This is a genomic window from Paraburkholderia flagellata (assembly GCF_021390645.1).
Taxonomy (GTDB): Bacteria; Pseudomonadota; Gammaproteobacteria; order Burkholderiales; family Burkholderiaceae; genus Paraburkholderia; species Paraburkholderia flagellata.
In genome coordinates this window covers 136453-159068 of record NZ_JAJEJT010000002.1, presented here as the reverse complement: position 1 = coordinate 159068, position 22616 = coordinate 136453, and the positions used below count along the sequence as shown (strand labels likewise).

General features: G+C 66.4%; 22 protein-coding genes. 14 read left to right on the top strand and 8 right to left on the bottom strand.

Annotation, left to right across the window (positions count from 1 at the left end; translation table 11 throughout):
* Positions 1-35 precede the first annotated feature (35 nt).
* The 3 genes from phnN to phnF are packed head-to-tail and all read right to left on the bottom strand — an operon-like array spanning position 36 to position 2064.
* Positions 36-587 carry a phosphonate metabolism protein/1,5-bisphosphokinase (PRPP-forming) PhnN gene (gene phnN, locus L0U83_RS15095; RefSeq protein WP_233884246.1) on the bottom strand — a complete coding sequence of 184 codons (552 nt, stop codon included), beginning with the start codon at positions 585-587 and terminating at the stop codon, positions 36-38.
* Entirely contained in the window at positions 584-1312 is a 729-nt protein-coding gene (locus tag L0U83_RS15090) for a DUF1045 domain-containing protein (protein ID WP_233884245.1), read from the bottom strand. Before L0U83_RS15090 ends, phnN begins: the two co-directional genes overlap by 4 nt.
* Positions 1309-2064, bottom strand: coding sequence for a phosphonate metabolism transcriptional regulator PhnF (gene phnF / locus L0U83_RS15085; protein WP_233884241.1), 756 nt, complete (start codon positions 2062-2064; stop codon positions 1309-1311). Before phnF ends, L0U83_RS15090 begins: the two co-directional genes overlap by 4 nt.
* Positions 2065-2283: 219 nt before the next feature.
* Between phnF and phnG the strand changes: the two genes are divergently transcribed.
* The 10 genes from phnG (at position 2284) to L0U83_RS15035 (ending at position 12538) form a co-directional block, all read left to right on the top strand.
* The gene (gene phnG / locus L0U83_RS15080; protein ID WP_233884238.1) at positions 2284-2802 is read left to right on the top strand and encodes a phosphonate C-P lyase system protein PhnG; all 519 of its coding nucleotides are present in this window, start codon (positions 2284-2286) and stop codon (positions 2800-2802) included.
* Positions 2799-3440 (top strand): phosphonate C-P lyase system protein PhnH, encoded by a 642-nt coding sequence (gene phnH, locus L0U83_RS15075; protein ID WP_233884233.1) that lies wholly within the window; start codon positions 2799-2801, stop codon positions 3438-3440. Before phnG ends, phnH begins: the two co-directional genes overlap by 4 nt.
* Positions 3440-4576 (top strand): carbon-phosphorus lyase complex subunit, encoded by a 1137-nt coding sequence (locus L0U83_RS15070; RefSeq protein WP_233884232.1) that lies wholly within the window; start codon positions 3440-3442, stop codon positions 4574-4576. Before phnH ends, L0U83_RS15070 begins: the two co-directional genes overlap by 1 nt.
* Entirely contained in the window at positions 4573-5502 is a 930-nt protein-coding gene (locus L0U83_RS15065) for an alpha-D-ribose 1-methylphosphonate 5-phosphate C-P-lyase PhnJ (protein WP_267939368.1), read from the top strand. The genes L0U83_RS15070 and L0U83_RS15065 overlap by 4 nt, the downstream gene beginning before the upstream one ends.
* Positions 5499-6269, top strand: coding sequence for a phosphonate C-P lyase system protein PhnK (phnK, locus tag L0U83_RS15060; RefSeq protein WP_233884231.1), 771 nt, complete (start codon positions 5499-5501; stop codon positions 6267-6269). Before L0U83_RS15065 ends, phnK begins: the two co-directional genes overlap by 4 nt.
* Positions 6270-6279: 10 nt before the next feature.
* Positions 6280-7089, top strand: a complete 810-nt coding sequence (gene phnL / locus L0U83_RS15055) for a phosphonate C-P lyase system protein PhnL (protein ID WP_233884219.1) — start codon at positions 6280-6282, stop codon at positions 7087-7089.
* 46 nt (positions 7090-7135) lie between these two features.
* A complete protein-coding gene (locus L0U83_RS15050) occupies positions 7136-8269 on the top strand; it encodes an alpha-D-ribose 1-methylphosphonate 5-triphosphate diphosphatase (protein ID WP_233884215.1) in 1134 nt (377 codons plus the stop codon).
* 476 nt (positions 8270-8745) lie between these two features.
* A complete protein-coding gene (locus tag L0U83_RS15045; protein ID WP_233884213.1) occupies positions 8746-9513 on the top strand; it encodes an ABC transporter substrate-binding protein in 768 nt (255 codons plus the stop codon).
* Positions 9514-9756: 243 nt separating this feature from the next.
* Entirely contained in the window at positions 9757-10875 is a 1119-nt protein-coding gene (locus tag L0U83_RS15040) for a succinylglutamate desuccinylase/aspartoacylase family protein (protein WP_233884212.1), read from the top strand.
* 499 nt (positions 10876-11374) lie between these two features.
* Positions 11375-12538, top strand: a complete 1164-nt coding sequence (locus tag L0U83_RS15035) for a porin (protein ID WP_233884210.1) — start codon at positions 11375-11377, stop codon at positions 12536-12538.
* A 222-nt stretch (positions 12539-12760) separates the two neighbouring features.
* On the opposite strand, the gene L0U83_RS15030 is transcribed toward L0U83_RS15035, so the two are convergent.
* Positions 12761-13102, bottom strand: coding sequence for a zinc ribbon domain-containing protein YjdM (locus L0U83_RS15030; RefSeq protein ID WP_233884209.1), 342 nt, complete (start codon positions 13100-13102; stop codon positions 12761-12763).
* Positions 13103-13269: 167 nt separating this feature from the next.
* Here L0U83_RS15030 and L0U83_RS15025 point away from each other — a divergent pair, with 167 nt between their 5' ends.
* Positions 13270-13695, top strand: coding sequence for a DUF6232 family protein (locus L0U83_RS15025; RefSeq protein WP_233884204.1), 426 nt, complete (start codon positions 13270-13272; stop codon positions 13693-13695).
* 42 nt (positions 13696-13737) lie between these two features.
* Here the strand turns inward: L0U83_RS15025 and L0U83_RS15020 are convergent, their stop codons facing one another.
* Positions 13738-16191: a glycogen/starch/alpha-glucan phosphorylase gene (locus L0U83_RS15020; RefSeq protein ID WP_233884203.1), complete on the bottom strand. Its 2454-nt coding sequence runs from the start codon at positions 16189-16191 to the stop codon at positions 13738-13740.
* Between the two features lie 536 nt (positions 16192-16727).
* Between L0U83_RS15020 and L0U83_RS15015 the strand changes: the two genes are divergently transcribed.
* Positions 16728-18149, top strand: a complete 1422-nt coding sequence (locus tag L0U83_RS15015) for an MFS transporter (protein WP_267939367.1) — start codon at positions 16728-16730, stop codon at positions 18147-18149.
* Positions 18150-18226: 77 nt separating this feature from the next.
* Here L0U83_RS15015 and ltaE read toward each other — a convergent pair whose 3' ends face one another.
* Positions 18227-19231, bottom strand: coding sequence for a low-specificity L-threonine aldolase (gene ltaE / locus L0U83_RS15010; protein WP_233884200.1), 1005 nt, complete (start codon positions 19229-19231; stop codon positions 18227-18229).
* Between the two features lie 153 nt (positions 19232-19384).
* Positions 19385-20113, bottom strand: coding sequence for a peptidoglycan DD-metalloendopeptidase family protein (locus L0U83_RS15005; RefSeq protein WP_233884197.1), 729 nt, complete (start codon positions 20111-20113; stop codon positions 19385-19387).
* A 289-nt stretch (positions 20114-20402) separates the two neighbouring features.
* Here L0U83_RS15005 and L0U83_RS15000 point away from each other — a divergent pair, with 289 nt between their 5' ends.
* Both L0U83_RS15000 and L0U83_RS14995 read left to right on the top strand, forming a co-directional pair.
* Positions 20403-20723, top strand: coding sequence for a hypothetical protein (locus L0U83_RS15000; protein ID WP_028202694.1), 321 nt, complete (start codon positions 20403-20405; stop codon positions 20721-20723).
* Positions 20724-20857: 134 nt separating this feature from the next.
* Entirely contained in the window at positions 20858-21679 is an 822-nt protein-coding gene (locus L0U83_RS14995) for a DUF2968 domain-containing protein (protein WP_233884194.1), read from the top strand.
* Here the strand turns inward: L0U83_RS14995 and L0U83_RS14990 are convergent, their stop codons facing one another.
* The gene (locus tag L0U83_RS14990; protein WP_233884192.1) at positions 21680-22603 is read right to left on the bottom strand and encodes a dihydrodipicolinate synthase family protein; all 924 of its coding nucleotides are present in this window, start codon (positions 22601-22603) and stop codon (positions 21680-21682) included.
* Positions 22604-22616 lie beyond the last annotated feature (13 nt).

The following is a 22616-nucleotide window of genomic DNA, read 5'->3' as shown; positions in this document are numbered from 1 at the left end:
TCGAGCCCTTAAGTGGCCGTTAAGGACGGCGCTCGCTACCCGGCCGCCACCTGCTGCACGAGCTCGACGAACGCCTCGCCCGCCTCCTCCAGATGCCCCGAGTTGTCGATGCGCGCGAACGCCGCGCCCGCCGGCACCTCGAACGGAGCGCGCCGCGCGAGGCGCGCCGCGACCTGCTCGGGCGTTTCGCGCGCCCGGGAAGCGAGGCGCGCGGCCAGCACGTGCTGCGCGGCTTCGATGTGCACGAGCGTCATGCGCGGATAGCGCTCGAACGCCTCACCCGCGTAGGCGCGCGAGCCGTTCACCACGACGGTGCAGCCAAGCGTCATCCACTGGTCGATCTCCACACCCACGCCATAGCGCAGCGCGTGGCTGCGCCATTGCAGCGCAAAGAGGCCGCGCTGCGAGCGCGCCTCGAATTCGGCTTCGGTGAGCGCGATGTGGTTCTCGCCGCCGCTGTCTTCGCGCGTGATATAGCGATGCGCGAACACGACGTCTTTGCCGGACAGGCGCTCGCGCGCGTAACGCAGCAGCGTGTCCTTGCCCGCGCCCGATGGTCCCATTACGTAGATCAGACCGCCCTTCATGCGCGGGCCCCCGCGAACGGCAGGCGGCGCCACAGCACGAACGGCGCGCCCGGCTCGGGCTCGACGAAGAGCGCCGCGCCTTCCACCGGCAGCGCTCTGGCATCGCGCATCTGCGTGTTCCAGGCATCGACGAGTTGTGCGCACGTTTGCGCGTCGTTCAGCGAATCGGATAGCGTCATGTGAAAGCGGAATTCTTCGAACACGTACGGGTAGCCCCACGCCTCGACGTACGCGCGCTGGCGCGGCGTGAGCGGCGCGTCCAGGCGCTTCGCGAGCTCGGCGGGGGTTTGCGCAGCGCGCAGCGAACCGAGCGCGCGCAGTGCGTTGGCAGCCAGTTCGCGCAGCGCGGTTTCGCCGGCATCGTCGGCGGGGCGCAACGCTACGAAGCGGCCGAGCAACGCCGCTTCGACAATGGCTTCGAAGCGCGCCTGCCCCTGCGCCCACTGCTGCGCGGCCGCAAGGAGCGCCGTGGGCGTCACGCCCGGCGCGAGACGGAATGGCGGCACGAGGGTGCCGTGCCAGCCATAGCGGCGTGGCGCGACCGTGAGCCCTTCCAGCGGCTGCGGCAGGCCGCTGAGCCACGGTGGCGGCGCAAGGGTGTCGCCCGTTTCCGGATCGCGGCCAAGCCACGCGCAGCCCGCCTCCCACCACACCGACTCGCGCGGCGGCGCATAGTAGAGCGCGAAGCGCGCGGCTTCGCTCCAATCTTCGTGCAGCACGCTCATAGGTCGTGCTCCACCATCAGTTGCACGCGGTCGGCGGCGAAATGCGTGACACCGTACTTGATTGGCACGCCGTCGAGATCGACGTCGACGTTTTCCACCCACAGCACCGGCTGCTGCCGGTTGATGTTCAGGCGGCGCGCCACTTCGGCATCGGGCAGCACGCTGCCGATGCGGCTCCACTTGCGCAGATAGTCGGTCACGCCGTATTCGGCAAGGGCCTTCGACGTACTGTCGACGCGCTCCATGACGACTGGCAGATCGGCGAAGCGCGCGGCGGGATACCAGCTGCGCGCGTAAGTGAGCGGCACGCCGTCCGACTCGTGCAGCGTTTCGAGGCGGTACACGAGCGCGCCCGCGCGCAGGCCGAGCGCCTTGGCGACCGTGGGGTCCGCCTTGCCGCGCGACGACGCGAGCAGCTTGCCCGCCGCCGAATGCTGATGACGCTTCAGGTTCTCCGTGAAGCGCGTGCGCTTGCCGATGCTGTAGTCGATCGCGCCGGGCTGCACGAAAGTGCCGCGCCCCTGCTCCACGCTCACGAGGCCCAGCGCCGCGAGACCCAGCATCGCGCGCCGCACGGTGTGGCGGTTCACGTCGAAGCGGCGCGCAAGCTCACCCTCGCTAGGCAGCCGGCCGTCTTCGCCGAAGCCCTTCGCAGCGATCTCCGCCGCGAGGATCTGCTCGATCTGCCGCCACACCGCCACCCCCGCGCCGCGCTCAAGCAGGCTGGACGGCGCCTCGTCGTTCGATGTCATGGTGCTGTCATTCCTCTCGGTTCCAATAGCGTTTTGTGCATTGTAGTGCGCAGGGCGTGATGGAAATATGAAAACCTCCGTCGCGCTCGCATTGGACGACTGTACCACTAAACGTCTAGACGTTTAGATGAATAGATGGTTCAATCGAGGTCCAGGACCAGGCTGTCGCCAGGCTAGTTGCCATGTCCGTTCTCACCCGTTCACGACACAGGAACTCCGATGAACGCTTCCTCCACCCCATCCTCCGCAACGGCAAGCCGGCGCGCATGGATGGCCGTTCTCGCGCACACCCCGCGCGCCGAGCTTGAAGCGGCGCTCGGCGACGCGCTCGCCGGTGCACCCGAGCCCGCTTTCGACTGGCTGCGTCCGCCACAAACCGGACTTGCCATGGTGCGCGGGCGCATTGGCGGCACCGGCGATGCCTTCAATCTGGGCGAAGCCACCGTCACGCGCGCCACGCTGCGCCTACGGGCATCGAGCGCAGATGGCACCGAAGGCGCCGACGCAAGCCAACCCGGTCCGGTCGGCGTGGCCTGCCATTTGGGCCGCGACAAACGCCGCGCCGAGTTGGCCGCACTCGCCGACGCGCTGCTGCAACTGCCCGCCCGCCACGACCAGTTGCATATGCGGTTGATCCAGCCGCTCGCCGCGCGCCTCGCCGCACGACGCGCCGCGCGCCGCGCCGACGCCGCCAGCACGCGGGTCGAGTTCTTCACGATGGTTCGAGGTGACGCATGAGCAACGAACGCAATGTCATGACGCCCGATTTGCTCGCGGCGCTCGCGCCCGGCTTCGGCGACCCCGTTCACGACACGCAGACCGTGTTCCGCACGCTGCTCGACGCGCTCGCGCGACCCGGCACGATCGGCGTAATCGAGACGCCGCTGCCCGCGGCCGCCGCGGCGAATGCCTCCCCCGCGCGCGCCGGCCTTGCAGCCTTCGCTTCGCTGCTCGCACTCGCGGACTACGCCACACCCGTATGGCTCGCGCAGCCCGACGCCGCGCTCGCGGCCGCGCTGCGCTTTCACGCAGGCGCGCCGCTTGCACAGGAAGCGCGTGAAGCCGCGTTCGCCTACGTGCATGACGCCGCCGCGCTGCCGCCGCTCGAAGCCTTCGCGAGCGGCACGCCCGAATCGCCGGAGCAGTCGGCCACGGTGTTCGTGCGGGTCGATTCGCTCACGGGCGGCGCGCCGCTCACGCTGCGCGGCCCCGGCATCGAAACGAGCTGCAGCATCGCGCCCGCCGGCCTGCCCGAGCGCTTCTGGCGCGAACGCGCCGCCCTCGCGCCGCACTTTCCGTGCGGCATCGACTTCTATCTCGTGTGCGGCGACCGTCTGATGGGCCTGCCGCGCACCACTCTCGTGGAGATGCACTGATGTACGTCGCCGTCAAAGGAGGAGAGCGCGCGATCGAAGCGTCGTGGCGCCTGCTCGACGAAACACGCCGCGGCGACACGCGCGTGCCCGAGCTGAGCGTTGCGCAGATCCGCGAACAGTTGCGCCTCGCCGTGGCGCGCGTGATGGCCGAAGGTTCGGTCTACGACGAAGAACTTGCCGCGCTTGCGATCAAGCAGGCAGCGGGCGATCTCGTCGAAGCAATCTTCCTGCTGCGCGCCTATCGCACCACGCTGCCGCGCTTTGGCTATACGCAGCCCGTCGAAACGGAAAACATGGTGGTGGAACGCCGCATTTCCGCCACCTTCAAGGACGTGCCCGGCGGCCAGGTGCTCGGCGCGACCTACGATTACACGCAGCGCCTGCTCGACTTCGCGCTGCTGGCCGAGGGCGACAACGCGGCCGGCGCCACGCCCGGTACGCCGCGTGCAATGCCGCCCGAAGAAGCCATGCCCCGCGTGGTCTCGCTGCTCGACAAGGAAGGCCTGATCGAACAGGAAACGCGCTCGCCGCAAGCGCGCGAGCCCGGCGACCTCTCGCGCGAACCGCTTGCGTTCCCCGCCGACCGCACGGTGCGCCTGCAGAACCTCGCACGCGGCGATGAGGGCTTCCTGCTCGCGATGGGCTATGCCACGCAGCGCGGCTACGCACATTCGCACCCGTTCGCGGGCGAGATCCGGTTTGGTTCGGTCTGCGTAGAAATGATGCTGGACGAACTCGACGAGGCTGTCGAAATTGGCGAGATCGACCTGACCGAGTGCCAGATGATCAACCAGTTCGCGGGCGCGAAAGACGTGCCGCCGCAATTCACGCAAGGCTACGGTCTCGCGTTCGGGCACGCGGAGCGCAAGGCCATGGCGATGGCGCTCGTCGATCGCGCGCTGCGAGCCGAGGAGCTGGGCGAGACGATCGCCTCGCCTACTCAGGACATCGAATTCATGCTCTCGCACAGCGACAACGTGGAAGCGTCAGGCTTCGTTCAACACCTGAAGCTGCCGCACTACGTGGATTTCCAGGCGGAGCTGGAACTCGTGCGCAAGTTGCGCGCGCGGCACGAAAGCGGCACCGGTAGTGACACCGACGCCGATGCCGACGCGCAAAACAAGGAGGCCGCATGAACGCGCCCGATACCTTGCAAAACACCGCAGCCGAAGTCGCGTCGCACGAAACGCAGGCCGTCTCGGGCTACAACTTCGCGTACCTCGACGAGCAGACCAAGCGCATGCTGCGCCGCGCGCTCCTCAAGGCCGTGGCCGTGCCGGGCTACCAGGTGCCGTTCGCCTCGCGTGAAATGCCGCTGCCATATGGCTGGGGCACGGGCGGCATCCAGGTGACGGCGGCGATCATCGGCGCGAAGGACACGCTCAAGGTGATCGACCAGGGCTCGGACGACACCACGAACGCCGTGAACATCCGCCGCTTTTTCGCGCGCACGACGGGCGTGGCCACCACGCGCCGCACGAGCGAGGCTTCGATCGTCCAGACCCGGCACCGCATTCCGGAAACGCCGCTCACGGACAAGCAAATCCTCGTCTACCAGGTGCCGATGCCCGAGCCGCTATTCCGGCTGGAGCCGCGCGTGGCCGAATGCAAGAAGCTGCACGCGCTCGCCGACTATGGACTCATCAGCGTGAAGCTGTATGAGGACATCGTGCAGCACGGCAGCATCGCCACGACTTACGACTACCCGGTGACGGTGAACAGCCGCTATCTCACGTCGCCCTCGCCGATTCCGAAGTTCGACAACCCCAAGCTCCATATGAACGCTGCGCTGCAGTTGTTCGGCGCGGGCCGCGAGCGCCGCATCTACGCGATCCCGCCGTACACGCCGGTGAAGAGCCTCGATTTCGACGACCATCCGTTTGAAGTGCAGCGCTGGGAGCACGCGTGTGCGTTGTGCGGCTCGCGCGAAAGCTTCCTCGACGAGATGATCGTCGACGACGCGGGCAAGCGCATGTTCGTGTGCTCGGACAGCGACTACTGCCACGACCGGCGCGAGCCTATCGATGCGCACGCAACGAACGAAGCAGGAGAAAAAGCATGACGCCGCTGCTAAGCGCAAGATCGCTCACGAAGCAGTACGGCGGCCGCAACGGCTGCCGCGACGTGAGCTTCGACCTGTATCCCGGCGAGGTGCTGTGCATCGTCGGCGAATCGGGCTCGGGCAAGACTACGCTGCTCAACACGCTCGCGCTGCGCACCGAGTCCGACTCGGGCACGCTGCGCTACACGAACGCGAATGGCGAAACGCTCGACCTGCGCACGCTTTCCGAGCCGCGCCGGCGCCTGCTCGCGCGCACCGAATGGGGCTTCGTGCAGCAGAATCCGCGCGACGGGCTGCGAGCGGGCGTTTCCGCGGGCGCCAATATCGGCGAGCCGTTGATGGCCGTGGGCGCGCGCCACTATGGGCAGATCCGCAACACGGCACAGCAATGGATGCAGCGCGTGGAGCTGGACGCCCAGCGCATCGACGAATTGCCCTCGGCGTTTTCGGGCGGCATGCAGCAGCGCTTGCAAATCGCGCGCAATCTCGTCACCGGGCCGCGCCTCGTCTTCATGGACGAACCCACGGCGGGTCTCGACGTGTCCGTGCAAGCGCGCCTGCTCGACCTGCTGCGCACGCTCACGGGCACACTGCATCTTTCGGTGCTGATCGTCACGCACGACATCGGCGTGGCGCGCCTGCTCGCGCATCGCTTGATGGTGATGCAAGGCGGCACGGTGGTCGAATCGGGCCTGACCGACCAGGTGCTGGACGACCCGCAACATCCCTATACGCAGACGCTGGTGGCATCCGTGCTGCCGGTCTAGGATGATCGACATGACTTTCACTTCATCATCGACAGAATCGGCGGCGGCGCGCGGTGCCCGTGGCACGCGCGCGTTCATCGAACGCCCCGCGCTCATGCTGCGCGCCGAAGACGTACGCAAGACCTTCACGCTGCACGGCCAGGGCGGCATCGGCATCGAAGCGCTCGCGGGCGTTTCGCTCGACGTGGAGCGCGGCGAATGCATCGTGCTGGTCGGACCGTCGGGCGCGGGCAAGAGCACGTTTTTGCGCTGCCTGTACGGCAACTATCTCGCGAGCGGCGGCTCGATCGCGATCCGCGACGAAGGCGCGCCGCTCGAGCATCTGGAGATCACGGGCGCAGCGCCTCACGACATCCTGCGCCTGCGCCGCAACGTGGTGGGCTACGTGAGCCAGTTTTTGCGCGTGATTCCGCGCGTGAGCACGCTCGACATCGTGGCCGCGCCGCTCGTTTCGCGCGGCGTGGAGGAAGACGAAGCCCGCGAGCGCGCGCAAACTCTGCTTGCACGCCTGAACGTGCCGCAGCGCCTCTGGCCGCTCGCGCCCGCCACGTTCTCCGGCGGCGAGCAGCAACGCGTGAACATCGCGCGGGGCCTGATCGCGCAGCACCGCGTCCTGTTACTCGACGAACCCACGGCCTCGCTCGACGCTCAAAACCGCGAAGTCGTCGCGAGCCTGATTGGCGAGGCGCGCGAACGCGGCGCGGCGATCGTCGGCGTGTTCCACGACGAGGACACGCGCGAGCGCGTCGCCACGCGCGTGCTCGAACTCACCGCGCCGCGCGCCGGCGCACACGAATCGCTGCTCACCGCTGCAGCCTGAATACCGCCTGAACGGCACAAACCGATATCTGATACGGAGCCTGACGATGTTGATCAAAAACGCTCGCATCGTGACGCGAGACGACGTTTTCACCGGCACGCTAAGCGTGGAAGACGGCAAGATCCGCGACATCTCGCGCGGCTCGACCGCCGCGCCCGAAGCCGAAGACTGGGAAGGCGACTTCCTGCTGCCCGGCCTCGTCGAACTGCACACCGACAACCTGGAAAAGCACCTCGCGCCGCGCCCCGGCGTGCACTGGAACACCGACGCCGCATTCGTCATTCACGACGCGCAGATCGCTGCCGCCGGCATCACCACGGTATTCGACGCGCTCGCCATCGGCACGCGCCTCGCCGTGGGCGTGCGTGGCCGCGACGTGCAACTCGCGAGCGCCAACGCCCTCAAGCGCTTTTCCGAGCGCAACCTGCTGCGCGCCGAGCACTTTCTGCACCTGCGCTGCGAAATCGCCACCGAAGACGTGATCGAGCTGTTCGACACGCTGAGCGACCATCCGCTGCTGCGCCTCGCCTCGGTGATGGACCACACGCCGGGCCAGCGCCAGTGGCACGACCGCGATCAATGGCGACGCTTCCAGGAACGCCACGGCAAGTGGACCGACGAGCAGACGAACACCATGCTCGCCGAAATGGCCACCGAGCAGGAGCGCTACGCAGACGCGCACCGCCTCGAAATCGTGCAGCGCTGCCGCGCGCGCGGCATACCGCTCGCGAGCCACGACGACACGCTCGTGGAGCACGTCGAGCAGGCCGCCGCCGAAGGCATCGTGCTCGCCGAATTCCCGACCACGCGCGTCGCCGCCGAGGAAGCGAGAAAGCGCGGCATCGCGACGATCATGGGTGCGCCGAACGTCGTGCGCGGCGGCTCGCACTCGGGCAACGTCTCGGCGCTGGAGCTGGCGCAGGCCGGTCTGCTCGACATCCTCTCGTCCGACTACGTGCCGTCGAGCCTCCTGACCGCCGCGTTCGACCTCGTGACCCAGGCCGACTGGACGCTGCCGCGCGCGCTCGCCACGGTCTCGTGGGAGCCCGCCAGCAAGTCGGGCCTGCACGACCGCGGCGCGATCGAACCGGGCCTGCGCGCGGACTTCGTGCGCGTGACGATGCTCGACACGCTGCCCGTGCCGCGCGCGACGTGGCGCGCGGGCGTGCGCGTGGTCTGAGGTGACCCACGCGGTGCAGCCGCTGCATCTTCTGCACCGCGCCAGAAACGGCGCGCCGGATGGCCTATTTGGGCCGAAAACGCACGGCACGCCGTCGATTCGATTTCAATTTCCCTTCATATCGTTGACGACGCCACGCCCACACGACATCGCATTCTTCCGACTGTTGCGGCCGAGCATCGCACGCCCCACCTCAAGCACCCCGCAATGGCCCGCCCGCATTGGCCTGCATGCCTTATCCGACAAGGCTTTGCGTTAAATCGTACAAGCGCACGGACGTACACTTAACGGGTCCCTTTCCCGCTATCCGGTATTACACTAGCGACGCAGCAATTTTGACCTGGTAAGCTTGCCGCGCTTCGCTGGCCGCAGGCTGGCGGGTCCAACAATAATCCAGCGCGAGCCGCGCCGGTGAATGCGCCATGGCGGCACAACCGCACGCGGCGCGCCCTGAACCATCTCGAGGAGTACCCATAGTGAAGAAACTGCTTGCCACCCTCACGGTTGCCCTGCTCGCCGTCTCGGCCGGCGTCGCCCACGCGAAGGACTGGTCCACCGTGCGTTTCGGCGTTGACGCCAGCTACGCACCGTTCGAATCCAAAGCACCCGATGGCAAGCTGGTCGGCTTCGACATCGACCTTGGCAATGAAATCTGCAAGCGCCTGAATGCCAAGTGCGTGTGGGTCGAGCAAGACTTCGACGGCATGATCCCGGGCCTGAAGGCCAAGAAGTTCGACGGCGTGCTCTCGTCGATGACGATCACCCCGCAGCGCGAGCAGCAGATCGCCTTCTCGGCGAAGCTGTTCAACACGCCGACGCGCCTCGTCGCCAAGAAGGGCTCGAGCCTCGCGCCGACGGCTGACTCGCTCAAGGGCAAGTCGGTTGGCGTCGAACAGGGCACGATCCAGGAAACCTATGCCAAGGAAAACTGGGCGCCGAAGGGCGTGAACGTCGTGCCTTACCAGAACCAGGACCAGGTCTACGCCGACCTGCTCTCTGGCCGTCTGGACGCTGCGCTGCAGGATGAAGTGCAAGCGGATCTGGGCTTCCTGAAGACCCCGCGCGGCGCTGGCTTCCAGTTCGCCGGCAAGGAAATCCCGACGGGCGCCGCAGCTATCGGCCTGCGCAAGGAAGACGCCGACCTGAAGACGAAGATCGACAAGGCTATCGCCGACATGATCAAGGACGGCACGTACAAGAAGATCGAAGCGAAGTACTTCGACTTCGACGTGTACGGCGGCTAAGCACCGCATCGCGCCTGCGCTGCATCACGGCGCACGAAGCCCGGACTTGCGTCCGGGTTTTTTCTTTTCCGGATTTTTATTTCGGATTCCGTATTTTATGGCTATGCATCAGGCGCGCGCGGGCGGGCTGGTTCCGGCGCCGCGTCGAATCGGCTAAGATCGGTCTACGGCCCCGGCGTGCTTCTGCGGGGCCATCGTTCACTCCAACACCTTTTGCGGGCCGACGCGCCTCGCGCATCCATCATGCAAACCCGAAACCATCCGTTGATCGCGCCCGCGCTCGGTACCGCACGGGAACTTGCCAGTTTCCACTATGGCAAAGCCGGCGGTGACCAGAAGGTCTACATCCAGTCCTCGCTGCACGCCGACGAGCTGCCGGGCATGCTCGTCTCGTGGGTGCTGCGCCGCAAGCTCGCGGAGCTGGAAGCCGCGGGCCGCCTGCGCGGCGAGATCGTGATCGTGCCGGTGCCCAACCCCGTTGGCCTGAATCAGCACTGGCTCGGGCATATGATCGGCCGCTTCGAATCGAACACGGCGCAGAACTTCAACCGCAATTTTCATGAGCTCACCGCGCTCGTGCTGCCCAACATCGAGGCGCGCCTCGGGCCCGACGAAGCCGCGAACCGCACGGCCATCCGCGCGGCCATGGGCGAAGCACTGGCCGCGCAGCAGCCCAGGACCGAACTCGAATCGATGCGGCTCGCGCTCCAGCGCCTTTCGTATGACGCCGATATCGTGCTGGACCTGCATTGCGACTGGGAAGCCGCCATGCACATTTACACCAACCCCGAACTGTGGCCCGATGTCGAGCCGCTCGCGCGCTATCTCGACGCCAAGGCGTCGCTCCTCGCGCTCAACTCGATCGGCAATCCGTTCGACGAGATTCACAGCTTCTGCTGGTCGGAGCTGCGCGAACACTTCGGCACGCGCTTTCCCATTCCGTACGGCTCGATTTCGGTGACGGTCGAGCTGCGCGGCCAGCGCGACGTCTCGCACGAGCTTGCCGAACACGACGCCCAGGCCATCGTCGACTATCTGATCGGGCGCGGCGTGATCGAAGGCACGGCTGCGCCGCTGCCGCCGCTCGCCCATGCTGCCACGCCGCTCGCGGGCACGGAGCCGATCGTGGCGCCTGCCAGCGGCGTGCTCGTGTTCCGCGTGGATTGCGGCACGTGGGTGGAACGCGGCGCGGCCATTGCCGATGTCATCGACCCGCTCGCCGACACCGTGACGACGCTGCACGCAGGCGTGAGCGGCGTGATATACGCACGCCACAGCGCGCGCTTCGCCACGGCCGGCATGGAAGTCGCACGCATTGCTGGGGAAAAGCCCATTCGCAGCGGCTCGCTCCTCTCGCTGTAACTGCAACACCTTACCGTAAAAGGGCTCGCACCACGGGTGCGAGCCCTTTTTTGTGGGCTTTCCGCGCCAATTCAATTATTTCGGATAACTAATTTCCAATTTTCTTGAATCGACGACAATTAGCCATGTAAAACACGCATTGATCGACCGTTAATGCGCTCTTGAAATCAATCAATTTCACCTTGAAGCCAGATTCAAAAGATCGATTAACCCAGCAAATAGAAGAAAGCTTAGAAAAAAATTTTATATGGCTGATTGTCGCAATACGGCCTTTCAAATCGACAGGAAAATCGCCCGCAAGCCCAATACCCGCGGGCCTCGAGCGTCGTTCTCCGGGCGCGCAACCTGTGTGTCGCATTCTCACAACAGAATGACGACATTTTGCCTACAAAGCCTTACTGTCACATTCCTTTCGTTATCGACCCTTAAATTGCAGCCCGTCACATTGACCGGCCCATAAGAGGCCGGAGTAGTCACTTTCCTTTACCCGGAGAAACAGTTGAAAAAGAAAATTCTGACCACCGCTATTCTTGCCTCGATCGCAGGCGTTGCCCACGCACAAAGCAGCGTGACGCTGTACGGCATTATCGACGCGGGTGTGAACTACATCAGCAACGTGAAAAACGCGACGGGCGGCAGCTCGCATCAGTTCTCGTACGGTGACGGCGTTGCCCAAGGCAGCCGTTGGGGCCTGCGCGGCACGGAAGACCTGGGCGGCGGCCTGAAGGCGATCTTCGTGCTCGAAAACGGCTTCAACAGCGGTAACGGCACGGCTGGCCAGGGCGGCGCGATGTTCGGCCGTCAAGCGTTCGTCGGTCTGACGCAATCGAACATCGGTTCGCTGACGTTCGGCCGTCAATACTCGTTCAGCACGGACATTCTCGGCTCGCAGTACTCGACCGGGGGCAACACGGTTTCGGGTAACTGGGCATACCACTTCAACGACATCGACCAGTTGACCTCGAGCCGCATCAACAACGCGGTCAAGTTCCAGAGCGTGAACTTCTCGGGCTTCACGTTCGGCGGCCTGTATGGCTTCTCGAACTCGACGTCGTTCGCCGGCGCACCGGCAACGGCTTCGACGGCTTCGTCGCGTGCCTACAGCTTCGGCGCGAACTACGGTTACGGCCCCTTCAGCCTCGGCGCCGCGTACACGAACATCACATACCCGGCCAACACCACGCAGTCGACGACCTCGATCGCCAACCTGCCGGCGACCCAAACCACCGTCGCGCTGCACGGCCTGCGCTCGTTCGGCGTGGGTGGCCGCTACATCGTCGGTCCGGCAACGCTGTGGGCCCTGTGGACCAACACGCTGCTCTCGCCGATCGCCGGTTCGTCGACGCTCTACAACGCGTACGAAGCGGGCGGCAAGTACGCCTTCACGCCGGCTCTCTCGGCAGGCCTCGGCTACACGTACTCGCGCGCCTCGGGCAGCCAGACGGCTCACTGGAACCAGGTCAACGCATCGGTTGACTACGCGCTCAGCAAGCGCACCGACGTCTACGGCCTCGTGACGTACCAGGACGCATCGGGCACGCTAGCGAACGGCCAGAAGGTTCAGGCACAGATCGGTGACTCGAGCTCGAGCATTTACCAGCCGTCGGGCACGGGTTCGCAGAATCAAGTCGCGGTTCGCGTCGGTATCCGCCACAAGTTCTAAGCAGCCGCTTTACGCAGCAACGTTACGCAACAGCGGCAGCCGGCGGCTCATGGCGCCGGCTCTGCTCGGCGCGCCGCAGCCCACGCTGCACGACGCGCCTTACCGGACGGGGCATCCCTTGGGATGCCCCGCTTTTTTTGGTTCATCGCAGTTCTGCCGCGGCGCAAGGGCAAAACCAACGGCCGCTGGCGGGCCACCGCCATCGAGCCACGACGCCCAGCGTCACGCCTTCTTGACGAATTCCGATTTGAGGCTCATGGCGCCAAAGCCGTCAATCTTGCAATCGATATCGTGATCGCTGTCCACAAGGCGGATATTTTTCACTTTGGTGCCCATCTTGATCACGCCAGCCGAACCCTTGAGCTTCAAGTCCTTGATGACCGTGACGGTATCCCCGTCCTGAAGGACATTGCCGGCCGAATCGCGATACACCCTGCCCGCCGTTTCGGCCGGCGCGGCGGCTTGCCGCGACCATTCGTGCGCACACTCCGGGCAGATGTAGACCTCTCCATCTTCGTAGGTGAACTCGGAATTGCATTTCGGACAGCGTGGCAATGCGCTCATGGTGAATCCTTAGTGCTGACGGGGGCAATAAAAGCGCGCAAGTATAGCGGCTCCGGCACCTTGCCCAACCTGCCATGCGTGCGGCCTGCGGCGTTATGCCCGCCACACCCCCGCCCTGGCCCCGCTTCTGGTACGCTGCGCTCTCTCACCTCGCAGCTATCGAACCGATGGAACTCCCTTTCAACGAAGCCGCCGTCTCGGTCACGCGCAACGCGCTTTCCGCAGCCGGCCAGGTCTTCCCCATGCGCGATATCGAGGACGTACGCATCGTCATCGGGCGGCGCAGCCGTGTCGTGCCCATCGCGATCAGCGGCGTAGGCGCCGCAGGCGCTGTCGTGGGCGGCGTGCTCGGCTCGGCGACCGGTCTCGCGTGCGGCGTGATGGTGATCGTAGTGGGCTGGCTCGCGTGGCTCTGGCAAGAGGCCGTGCATCGACTCTATGTCGTGACGGGCGGAGAACCGCGCGAGGCGGTCACGAGCCTCGACCCCGCATTCCTCGAACGCGTGGCAGAGGCGGTGCGCACCGCCAAGGCCGCGCAACCCGCACAACCCGCACCGGCCGAGGGCGGCACGACGCGGCCCGCAGCGCCCTGATTCACGGCAAGCGCAGTTGGAAGGACTGCGCGCGCCTGCCCCTCACGCCATTTCGATCGATTTCACGTGCCAGATATCGCGGGCGTATTCCGCGATCGCACGGTCCGAAGAGAATTTCCCCATTCCCGCCACGTTTTCGATCGCGCTTGCGGTCCACGCCGGCACGTCCATGAAACGCTGGTCGGCGGCGTCCTGGGCCTCGATGAAAGCCGAGTAGTCCGCCAGCACGAGGTAGTGGTCGCCCCAGTCCACGAGCGTGTGGAAGATGTCCGTGTAGCGTGCCGTATCGTGCGGTGAAAAGAAGCCCGTGCGGATCTGGTCGAGCGCGCGGCGCAGCTCGGCGTTCTCCTCGTAGACCTGGCGCGGCCGGTAGCCCGCGCAACGCAACTGGTCGACCTGGTCGGACGTGTGCCCGAAGATGAAGATGTTGTCCTGCCCCACGGCCTCGCCGATCTCGATGTTCGCACCGTCCAGCGTGCCCATGGTGAGCGCGCCGTTGAGCGCGAGCTTCATGTTGCCGGTGCCCGACGCTTCGGTGCCCGCCGTCGAGATCTGCTCGGAAAGGTCCGCCGCGGGAATCAGCATTTCGGCCACGCTCACGCCGTAGTTCGGCACGAACACCACCTTCAGGCGATCGCCCACCGCAGGATCGTTGTTGATCTTCGCGGCCACGTCGTTGATGAGGTGAATGATCATCTTCGCCATGCGGTAGGCCGAGGCGGCCTTGCCCGCGAACAGCACGACACGCGGCACCCAGTCGCGCTCCGGCGCTTCGAGAATGCGGTTGTAGCGCGTGATCACGTGCAGCACGTTGAGCAACTGGCGCTTGTACTCGTGAATGCGCTTGACCTGCATGTCGAACAGCGCGTCGGGATTGAAGACAATGCCCGTGCGCTCCAGGGCGCGGTGTGCGAGGCGCACCTTGTTGCTGCGCTTGGCCGCGCGGAACGCGGCTTCGAACGATGCATCGCCGCGCAGCTTGCGCAGCGCGCCCAGTTCGAAGAGATCGCTGCGCCAACGCGGCCCGATCGCTTCGTCCACGAGGTGCGCGAGCGGCGGGCTCGCCTGCGCGAGCCAGCGACGCGGGGTGATCCCATTGGTCACGTTCGTGAAGCGGTCGGGAAAGAGGCGCGCGAAGTCGGCGAAGATATCGCGCGTCATCAGTTGCGAGTGCAACTTCGACACGCCGTTGACCTTGTGGCTCGCCACGATCGCGAGATAGGCCATGCGCACGCGGCGCTGGCCGTATTCGTCCACGAGCGAGATGCGGCGGATCAGGTCGAGATCGTGCGCACCGCGGTCGCTCGCTTCGCGCAGGAACGCCGCGTTGATGTCGAAGATGATTTCGAGGTGGCGCGGCAGCAAGCGCGCCAATAGTTCGATATCCCAGGTTTCCAGCGCTTCGGGCATCAGCGTGTGGTTGGTGTACGAGAACACGCGGCGCACGTGGGCCATCGCGTCGTCCCACGGCAGATGATGCACGTCCACGAGCAGGCGGATCAATTCAGGGATAGCCAGCACGGGGTGCGTGTCGTTCAGGTGCACCGCGACCTTTTCGGAGAAGCGCCCGAACGTGCTGTGCGTGCGCAGGTAGCGGCGAATCAGGTCCTGCATCGTCGCGGAGACGAAGAAATACTCCTGACGCAGGCGCAATTCGCGTCCGGCCATCGTCGAGTCGTCGGGATAGAGCAGGCGCGAGACGTTCTCGGAGATGTTGCGCGCTTCCACCGCGCGCTGATAGTCGCCCTGGTTGAACGCAGAAAGATTGAGCTCTTCATCCGCGCGCGCGGACCACAGCCGCAGCGTATTGGTCGCGCTCGTGGCGTAGCCGGGAATGACCGTGTCGTAGGCCATGGCGTTCACATGCTGCGTGTCGATCCATTCCACATGGCCGTTGTGCTGCTGGGTGCGCCCGCCAAAATGCACGGGGTACTGGACCTCGGGCCGTGGAAACTCCCAGGGGTTGCCATAGCGCAGCCAGTAGTCGGGTGCTTCGACCTGTTCGCCGTTGACGATCTGCTGACGGAACATGCCGTAGTCGTAGCGAATGCCATAGCCGAAGCCCGGAATGCCGAGCGTCGCCATCGAATCGAGAAAGCACGCCGCGAGACGGCCGAGGCCGCCGTTGCCGAGCGCGGCGTCGGGCTCGTAATCGAGCACGGTGTCCATGTCGACGCCCACGCTCGCGAGCGCCTCTTTCATCTGCTCGTGAATACCGAGCGCGATCAGCGCGTTCGAGAACGTGCGGCCGATGAGAAACTCCATCGACAGGTAATAGACGCGTTTGACGTCCTGATCGTACTGGCGGCGCGTGGTGATCATCCAGCGCTCGACGAGGCGGTCGCGCACGGCGAGCGCCGCGGCGTGCAGCCAGTCTTGCGGGCGGGCCGTCACGGCGTCCTTGCCGACACCGTACATCAGGCGGTTGGAGAGGGAACGGCGCAGCGCTTCGACGCTGCTTTGCAACTGATCGAACTCGAGACCGATGGCTGTCATCGACGAACTCCTGTCGAGTGCACCTGGCGCTGAAGCGCCTGGTGCAGTCCCACGCAATAGCGCTGGAAGAAGCAGAGTGTCCCAAGATGGTGCAGGACGCGCGGTTGTTCTGGGCCTGCGCCGCGCGTGGCGGAACGGAACGATGACGCATCGGCGTCGCGGCGCAAAAGGCCGACACCGCTCGCCCGCGAGCGCAGATCAATTTGCAGAGTAGTGCATTTTCAAAGGGCGTGCGGCGGCGCGCCAACCGGGCGCGGAGCACAGCCGCCCGGCACACGGAACTTGCCGGCCGCCTCGATCCCTTGCGATGCGGACGGTTCCGCGCGCGCAGCGCGGCGGCACGCGTGCGCTTGACGGGCTTGGCGGTTAGTTGCGATATGACGACGTTCGATGGCGATTGCGCGCGACCCAAAGCCTTACAGTCACCCCACGCTTTGAAGCGTCTCCTGCAAAACCAGGCGGGCTCTGTAACAATCACTGGATTCGTCCGTGCGGCCCGCGCCGCAGCCTTCCTCGTCCACCCGCTCGAGACTGTCTTGTCCGAAACCTTTTCCGCGGCGCGCGAAACCCGCAATACCAGCCCTGCCGAGCCTCCCGACGCGCCCATGTCCGCGAAGAACCGGCGCGCGATGGGCGCGGTGATGCTCGCCGTCGCGCTCGCGACGCTCGACACCGCCATCGCCAACACCGCGCTGCCCGCCATCGCCACCGACCTGCACGCGGCTCCCGCCGCCTCGGTATGGATCATCAACGCGTACCAGCTCGCGATGGTCGCCACGTTGCTGCCGCTCGCCGCGCTCGGGGACATCATCGGCCACCGGCGCATCTATATCAGCGGCCTGGCGATCTTTACGGTCGCTTCGCTTGCCTGCGCGCTCTCGCCCACGCTCGCCGCGCTTGCCGGCGCGCGCGTGCTGCAGGGGCTGGGTGCGAGCGCCATCATGAGCGTGAACACGGCGCTGATCCGCTTTCTTTACCCGCCGCACCGGCTAGGGCGCGGGCTCGGCATGAATGCGCTGATCGTGGGCGTTTCATTCGCCGTTGGCCCGACCGTGGCCTCGCTGATCCTCTCCGCGGGCACCTGGCCGTGGCTCTTCGCGATCAACGTGCCGCTCGGCGTGCTCGCATTCGTGTTCGCGCTGCCCGCGCTGCCGCACACCGCGCGCGGCAAGCACGCTTTCGATCCCGTCGCGGCGGTGCTCAACGTGATCACCTTCGCGGCGCTGATCTTCGCGCTCGGCGAAGCCGCGCAGCGCGCGCCTGGCCTGGAAGTGGGCATTGCAGCCGTCGTGGCGCTGGTATTCGGCGCGCTGCTGATCCGGCGCGAAGCCGGACATCCCGCGCCCATGCTGCCCGTGGATCTGTTCCGCCGGCCGGTATTCGCGCTTTCGTCGGTCACCGCGATCTGCTCGTTCGCGGCCCAGGGCCTCGCGTTCGTGTCGCTGCCGTTCTATTTCGAAACCGTGCTGATGCGCAGCCAGGTGGAGACGGGCTTCCTGATGACGCCCTGGCCCGTTGTCGTGGCCGCCGCGGCGCCGATTGCAGGACGCCTCTCCGACCGCTATCCGCCCGGCCTGCTCGGCGCCATCGGCCTTGCCATCCTTTCGGCGGGCATGGCTTCGCTCGCGCTGCTGCCCGTGCACCCCACGCTGACGGACATCGTCGTGCGCATGTCGATCTGCGGCGCGGGCTTCGGCTTTTTCCAGTCGCCCAACCTGCGGGCGATCATGGCGAGCGCGCCGCCCGAGCGCAGCGGCGGCGCGAGCGGCACGATCGCCGTCTCTCGTCTGCTCGGGCAGACCACGGGCGCGGCGTTGGTCGCGCTGTGCTTCGGGATCGTGGGCCGGCACGGCCCGACGCTCGCGTTGGGCCTTGGCTGCGCCTTCGCGGGCGCGGCGGCCATTGCGAGCGGGCTGCGGCTCTTCGCGCCGTCGCACCGGGCGGTGCAGCGCGGGTAATGCAGGCGATGCGCTCAGCTAAGGTCTGAGGCAAAGGCGCGTTGGACAAGCGCGCCTTTGCCAGCCCTACTGTCGGCTCAGCGCGCGAAGTAACCCTTCACCGCCGCCAGGAACGTATCGATATCGGCGGCCGTCACGTCGAGGTGCGTCACGAAGCGCGACGCGTACAGCATCTGCGTGAGAATGCCGCGCTCCTTCAGATACGCCTCCAATGGCGCGCAGTGTTCCTGCGGGAACTGCACGAACACCATGTTGGTGGCGTGCGACATCACCTTCACCTGATCGATCTGCGCGAGACCCGCGGCGAGACGCGCGGCGTTCGCATGGTCGTCGGCAAGACGCGCGACGTTGTGATCGAGCGCGTAAAGGCACGCGGCCGCGAGCACGCCCGACTGGCGCATGCCGCCGCCCAGCACTTTGCGCCAGCGATGCGCGACGTCGATGAGCGCGCGGCTGCCCACCAGCACCGACCCCACCGGCGTGCCCAAACCCTTCGAAAAGCAGATCGACACCGAGTCGAAGCCCGCCGCGAGTACCTCGAGCGGCTGGCCCGAGGCGACCACCGCGTTGTACACGCGTGCGCCGTCGAGGTGCGTGGCAAGCCCGCGCTCACGCGCGAGCTGCGTGGCCTTCGCGACGTAATCTGCCGGCAGCACCTTGCCGCCGATGGTGTTTTCGAGCGCGAGCAGGCGCGTGCGCGCGAAGTGGTCGTCGAGCGGCTTGATCGCGGCGGCGATACGCTCGAGCGGGATCGAACCGTCTTCGGCGTTGTCGAGCGGTTGCGGCTGGATGCTGCCCAGCACGGCCGCGCCGCCGCCCTCGTACTTATAGGTGTGCGCCGCCTGGCCGACGATGTACTCGTCGCCGCGCGCGCAATGCGCCATCAGCGCGGCAAGGTTGCTCTGCGTGCCGCTCGGGAAAAATAGCCCCGCCTCCTTGCCCGCCTCTTGCGCCACGCGCGCCTGCAGGCGCAGCACGGTCGGGTCGTCGCCCCACACGTCGTCGCCGGTTTCGGCGCGGGTCATGGCGGCGAGCATGGCTTCGCTCGGACGGGTGACGGTGTCGCTGCGCAGGTCGATCATTGCGATGAAATCCTCGTGGTTAAAGCACGCGCGGAATGGACGTGCGCGCGCCTTGTCGGGCACGCGCTGCGCGGCGTGGGAATCATCGAGTGTATTTTCAAACGGCGCCCCAGCGCAATGCCGGGGCGCTCGCCCCGCGCGCTGCCGCCGTGGCTAGTGCGCGAGCAGCGGCAGCGGATCAACGGGCTTGCCGTCGCTACGGACTTCGAACTGAACGCCGCCGCTGCCCATTTCCGCGATCGGCTGGCCTTGCGAGACGGCGTCGTCTTCCTTCACGAGCAGCTTGCCGTTGCGGCCGTAGGCCGTCACGACCTGGTCGTTGTGCTTGATGATCACGAGCGGCCCGTAAGCCTCGATACCCGTGCCCGCGTAGACCACCCGGCCAGCGGCAGCGGCCTTGACCTCCTCGCCGGGCGTCCCGCCGATTACGATGCCGGTGGACTTGCCCGGCACGAAGCGCTGCAGGATCGGTCCGCGCGCGGGCCACGCGAGCGCGATGCTGGGCGCGACCGGCGCGGGCATGGCTACGCCGTTGGCGGCGGGCGCGCCGGGCATCTGCACCTGCCCCGGCGGCGTGGCCACTGCGTAGTTGGGCGGGGGTGCGACGCGCAGGACCTGGCCTGGCAGGATCTGGGCGTTGGCCGAAGGCAGCTGGTTCCAGCTCGCGATGTCCTGCGGACGCTGGCCGAAGGCGCCGGCGACGCGCGAGAGCGTGTCGCCCGGATTGACGCGGTAGTAGCCCGCAGGCACGCCGCTCGTGGACATGGCGGGCGCGCTCGGGGACTCCGCCCAGGGCGCGAAGGTGCTGCTACAGGCGCTGCAGACGAGCGTGAGGGCGGCGAGCGCCGCATACGCGCCCGGGTTTCGCCGTTGTCGATTCATCTTGCTGTTCCTCGCTTGGTCCTCGCGTACGACAAAAAATACGCGTATGGGATGCGCGGCGGGCCGCAGGCGTTCGCTTGCGCGCCACATTCCGCGCGAATTAAGCCGAAGCTAAGCCGGAAATGGCGAACGTCCCCATTATATCGTTCATGCTCCAACCGCCTTTTTTCGCGGGCATGCTCGCCCGGCCAGCGTTCGCGCGGGTCAACGCCTATACTGGTTCACGCGTCACCCGATAATCAGATGAAAGGCCTCTCGCTGCAGTCCCATGGCCCTGAGGGATCCGAGAATGAACAAAGCCACCTTTCTTTCGCTGCAGCTCAACGTCGAAGATGTCACGTCGTCGCCGGGCCTCGTCGAATTGTTGAACAACCATCTCATCTTCGCTGCCGACGTGGCCGAAGCCGCCGACGAACTGGTGCAGCACGCCAGCATCGCACGGCTTTCCGGCGCCACCCAGGCGTCCGTGGAAATTCCCGCCGTGGTCATCGAGCGTCTGCGCGACGCGCTCGACACCCTGAGCGGCTATGACGAAACCTGGCTTTTCGCGCTCGAACCCGGCCGTGCGCTCTTTGACGACATCGCACGCCGGCCTCGCCTGCTTCACTAGTACGCGAACCCGGAGCGGACGGCGCCCTACCCGCATCGCCCGCCCCATTTGCCTGCGCGCTGGCGCCTGTGTGCCACGCCGCCGCGCGCGGAGCGCCTGCCTTATTTCTGGCGCGCCAAACTGGGGGAACCGCCGTGAAATCCATTCTGAACCGCCGCAACACCGCGCTCTCTGGCGCACCATCACGAATCCTTGCCGTGGCCCATGATGCGGCCACGCAACGCGCCGCCGCAAGCGAAGCCGCCAGCCGCGCCCCGCATTCCGCCGCCGATTCCACTGATTCCTCAGTCACGCTTCCCGAGACCAACGGCGAGATCGAGTCGCGCGGAGAACCGGCCGCTGGCGCGGCCGTGCTGCCCGAGGGCGCCGGCGGACCTCGCCCGGTCTCCACGCTCCATCCGGTGCCGGTCATGCCCGCGCACCTGAACGGCCGACCGGTGCAGATCGCCGACGGCGCCGCGTTCGAAGCGCTCCACGCCGCCGACGAGTTGCTGACGTTCCGCGTCTATCGCTGCTTCGCCTATACGGTCAGCCTCTTCTTCCATCCGTCCACGCTCGGCTACTTCGTCGCGCTACATCAGGAAAGCGTACTGTGGCGCGCGCTGAAAGCCAACGACCTCGACGCAGCCGGCTCGGCGTTTCACCTGATGCAGGAGCAAGCCACGCGCCTCGCTGACGGCGAAACGCGCCGCGTGCAGCTCGTCGCGCAGAACGCGGAGCTGTCTCGGCAAATCGAGGAGTCGGAAGCCCAGGCCGAACGCCTGCGCGTGGACCTGCAGCGCCACGCGGAACAGGAACAGACGGTAACCGGCCGCCAGCATCAGGTGCGCAAGGAAGTGGCGCAACTGGAGGCGCAGCGCATTGCCGCGCAGGCACAGTTGAACAAGGCGCACCGGGCGCTGCATCAGCTCAAGGTCGCGACGAGCGAGGGCGTGCCGCATCTGCATGCACGGTGATCACGCAAGCGTGCCCAGTTGCCGCGCGAATCGCCGGGCGGCGTCGAGGCCGAAGCGGCTCGGCGCCAGCTTGACGTCGCGGTCATATTCGACGTCGATGCCCATGCGCCACGCCGCAATGCGCTTGCCGTAGCAAATGACCGTATCGAGTGACTGCATGACGAAGACGATGGCGGGCAGCACCTGCTGATACAGGGCTTGCGCGCGCTCGATATCGCCTGAACAAAACGCCGCGTAAATCTGCCGCTGCCAGTCGAAGCAATCGGGCGCGACGATCATGCCCGCGCAGCCGGCGCGCAGATTGTCGAGCAATTCCAGGCCGCCGCGGCCGTTGAGCACGGGCATCAGATCGCCGATCTGCGCGATCGTTTCGGCAATCGTCACCGCGGGGCCTTCGCCCTTGAGCACACGGAAGTTCGGACATTGCGCGGCAAGCGCGCGCAAATTGCCCGGCGAGAGCCCGACGCCCAGATACTCCGGCGCATTCTGAATGCCGACCGTTGCGTCCAGCCCCGCCATCACGCCAGCGAAGAAGTCGAAATAGAACGGCTCGGGTTGCGCGGGCTCGCCTTGCGCGCGCGCGGGCGGCTGGAGGATCAGCCACGCCGCGCCGCGCTCGATGGCGTGTTGCGCGAATTCGCGCTGCGCTGCAACCGTCGGACCGCTCACCGTGACCGCAAGCGGCAGCGCGCCGCCGCTGTCCTCCTGCGCCCAGTCGATCACCTGCTCGCGTTCTGCGCGCGAAAGCTTGTTGACCTCGGTCGCGAGCCCGAGCACCGCAATGCCCGGCGCGCCGGCGCGCACGACCGCTTCGACCTGGCGGCGCATGGCAGCGCGGTCAAGGCGGTTATCGCGATCGAAGAACGCGTAGAGGATCGGGTAGATGCCGGCAATTGCGCCGGCGGCTTTGGCTGACGCTGCCATCACTTTCTCCGGC